Below are 2524 nucleotides of genomic sequence, written 5' to 3'. Positions count from 1 at the left end.
GAAGGGGGCGCCCATGCTGAAGACCGATTTACCTTGGCATGGTTTGAGCAAACCAATAAAGGAAAATGGATAAAACATGATTTTAACTTACCTGTAATATTTGATGATTTTATCGGGTCTGCACGTTGCGAGGACATGGACAATGATGGAGACATGGACTTGATTTTTAGCAATGATGGTCACAGCACCGGCCCTATCAATGTCTATTTATTAATCAACCCGGGTAAAAAGAAGGTTTACGACCATTGGGAGCATTTACTTATTTCAACCATTGAAGGCTTCCATGCCAATGATATGCGATTGGCAGACATGGACCTGAACGGTAAAAAAGATGTGGTAATCCGTCATAAAAATCCTGAATCTTTAAAGATCATCTTTCAGATTGAAAATGAAAACTGGCAAACCAAGACCGTCTATGAAGGACAAGCTGGTGAAGGGCTCGCAGTCGGAGACATTAATAGGGATGGCATACCTGACATTACCATGACAGGACATTGGTTTAAATCGCCCAAAGATCCTAAAAATGGTCAATTTATAAGATTTGATATTGAAGCAAGTTTTAAAGAAGTGAATAAAGCCACCAAAGAAGAGGTAGGCGACATTAACAATGATGGCCGACCTGATGTTTTATTATCACCTGCCGAACATTTTAAAAAATATGGAGGGGACAATTATGATCTCGCTTGGTATGAGTGCCCACCCAACCCGGAAAAAGTATCAGCATGGACAAAACATGTCGTAAAATCAGATTATAACAAGGCCCATTGTGCAAAACTAGCAGATATGGACAATGATGGAGATTTGGACATTATCTCTGCTGTGGCCTGGGATGAGCGAGAAATCAGAATTTACATCAATGAAGGTGGTGAATTTCGAAAATCTATCTTAGTAGCTGAAGGAAAAGGCATTTATTCAGGTGCAATTGCAGACATGGACGGGGATGGCGATTTAGATATCGTTGGGGAAGACAAATACTCGACAGATGCCAGGCCCTGGTTATTCAGAAACCTGTTTATTAAATAATTAGTAAATTTAGCATTATGAAAAGGAGAGATTTCATGCTACAGGCCACACTATCCGCAGCTGCCATTTCCGGCCTGCCATTGGACGGCCTTGGCAAACCCGAAAAAAGTAAAATGAAACGGATTGGTTTAACCACTGTGGTATTTCGTAATCGATTTGCTTTAACCAAACCAAAGAACCAAGAGTTAGAAAATGAACTCACTTTGTTGTCCACGCCTGAATATTTCGCAGATCGATTTGGAGTACATAATGTTGAAATGTGGACCAATCATTTTGAATCCACGGGTAAAAGTTATTTAAAGGAAATTAAAAAAAGCTTACAAAAACACCATTGCAACTTAATCAACTTGCAATCCGAGGGGAAATTCGACCCTTCAGATCCTTTGGAAGAAAATAGATTGAAAGCAGTAATGGAAGTTAAAAACTGGATTGACATTGCCAAAAACCTTCAGGCTCAGTCGCTACGTGTTAAATCCATGAAAAAGTCCTATCCTCATGCGGTACTGTCTCTCAAAGAGATCACATCATATGCCAAGTCTAAAGGAATTAGGGTACTGATAGAGAATCACAATGACTTATTTTCAGATTATACAACCCATATCAGCACAATAAAAGACATCCCTTCGGACAATATTGGACTACTTGCTGATTTCGGCAATTACTCCTCCAACACTGTTAGATTTGAATCATTGAAACACATCGCCCCATATACCAAGTTGGTTTCAGCAAAAACAAAAGATTTTACAGACCAAATGGCGCACAGTGCATACGATTTCCAAAGGTGCATCCGTATTTTTGAAGACCAAGGTTATCAAGGCATTTATTCTTGTGAACAATGGGGCAAGGCTAATCCAAATTATGACTATGAAAAAATTACCGATTGGATGATTGAAAATATAAAAGAAAGCATTTAAAACGAACTGAATCAGAACGTTTTAAATGCTATTATAGCCTTAAGGCTGCAGTCTTTCCAATACAGCTTTTGCTTCCTCCCAAGTAAGCCTAGGCCCAAATTGACTGACTACTTTTGATGAAGCCATGCTGGCCAGCTTGCCGCTAGAAGCATAGGAATGCCCATTGGTGATCCCATACATAAAAGCCCCGGCAAACATATCTCCGGCTCCATTGCTATCAACAGCCACCGTAGGGTAAGGCGCAATATCGATAAAAGTATCCCCATCATAAATCAATGCCCCATTCTTTCCTTGGGTAATCACAAAATGCTTGGCGATTTTCTTTAAGTCTTCTGCAGCATCTGCTACATTGTCTTTTCCAGTATAGAGCATGGCCTCTTCCTCATTGGCAAATAACATGTCCACCCCTGAACCAATTACCTCTTTAAAGCCTTCCCCAAAATATTTAACCATGGCAGGATCAGAAAAGGTAATGGCTACTTTTACCTCATTTTCTTCCGCAATCTTTTTGGCTGCCATCATGGCTTCTTTGGCATTCGGAGAGGTGATAAGGTATCCCTCGATATACAAATATTTTGAAGCTTTAA

Annotated in this window: 3 protein-coding genes; 2 read left to right on the top strand and 1 reads right to left on the bottom strand. The window is 40.0% G+C overall.

Annotation, left to right across the window (positions count from 1 at the left end; all coding sequences use genetic code 11):
• Positions 1-1023 (top strand): VCBS repeat-containing protein (locus tag AAC037_RS23385; RefSeq protein WP_339906031.1); only part of this gene is annotated, 1023 nt, incomplete at its 5' end.
• A 17-nt stretch (positions 1024-1040) separates the two neighbouring features.
• The gene (locus tag AAC037_RS23380) at positions 1041-1937 is read left to right on the top strand and encodes a sugar phosphate isomerase/epimerase family protein (RefSeq protein WP_339906029.1); all 897 of its coding nucleotides are present in this window, start codon (positions 1041-1043) and stop codon (positions 1935-1937) included.
• A gap of 39 nt (positions 1938-1976) precedes the next feature.
• On the opposite strand, the gene AAC037_RS23375 is transcribed toward AAC037_RS23380, so the two are convergent.
• Positions 1977-2524: adenosine kinase (locus AAC037_RS23375; RefSeq protein WP_339906028.1), on the bottom strand; the 548-nt coding region annotated here is incomplete at its 5' end.

It is taken from the genome of uncultured Cyclobacterium sp., assembly GCF_963976465.1.
Classification (GTDB): domain Bacteria; phylum Bacteroidota; class Bacteroidia; order Cytophagales; family Cyclobacteriaceae; genus Cyclobacterium.
Note: the sequence above shows the minus strand (reverse complement) of the source record. Positions and strands in the feature narration are given on the sequence as shown.

Excerpts from the sequence above, each read along its gene's own strand:
- AAC037_RS23380 (WP_339906029.1), top strand. The coding sequence starts at position 1,041 with ATGAAAAGGAGAGATTTCATGCTACAGGCCACACTATCCGCAGCTGCC.